Origin of the sequence: Citrobacter cronae, assembly GCF_016893685.1 — a bacterium.
Taxonomy (GTDB): domain Bacteria; phylum Pseudomonadota; class Gammaproteobacteria; order Enterobacterales; family Enterobacteriaceae; genus Citrobacter; species Citrobacter werkmanii.
The window spans coordinates 3,967,455-3,968,046 of record NZ_CP069763.1 but is presented as its reverse complement, the minus strand read 5'-3'; the positions used below and the strand labels follow the sequence as shown (position 1 = coordinate 3,968,046).

Genomic DNA, 592 nt, shown 5'->3' with positions numbered 1-592 from the left:
TGCTGCTGCCGACATTCTTTAATCGCGTCTGTATGTCGCTCGAAGGGAGAACATAAATGTGAGTGATTCAGCTTTGCAAACGTCAGAAGACAACTGGTATGACATTGTAAGAAGGTCTGACGGCTGCGTGGTGTTTAGCTTTCCTTCATCTGGCAGGCATCTGATTTATCGCGTTAATGGAATGGTATCAATGCGACCTTTGCTCGATGATGAAGAAGTCTTTACTCCCAATGGTTTTGTGCAATTTATCCGCCGTCTCGGCTACCGGGTAACTCCACCTTCTGATAATATGAAATCAACGGTCTGAACAACCGTAACCTACTGCGCCACGGAGAGAAACCATGGCGCACGAACTACAACTAATCAAGCAATCCTCAGGAATCCTGATCCCGGCCACTCCCGAGACCAGCGATATTCTGCAATCAAAAATCAAACTCGGTGCCGTACTGGTAGCCGAATTTCGTCAGGTGAGGAATCCCGCTTTCCATCGCCGTTTCTTTGCGCTCCTGAATCTCGGGTTTGAATACTGGGAACCTACTGGAGGGGCGATCTCCTCCAATGAACGAAAATTGGTGACCGGGTACGCTAAATT

General features: G+C 48.1%; 2 protein-coding genes. Both read left to right on the top strand.

From position 1 onward, the window contains the following. Positions 1-58 precede the first annotated feature (58 nt). Complete coding sequence (locus JSN25_RS17165) at positions 59-307, top strand: hypothetical protein (RefSeq protein ID WP_181604031.1); 249 nt, start codon at positions 59-61, stop codon at positions 305-307. Between the two features lie 34 nt (positions 308-341). Beyond that, positions 342-592: DUF1367 family protein (locus JSN25_RS22195; protein ID WP_233638419.1), on the top strand; the 251-nt coding region annotated here is incomplete at its 3' end.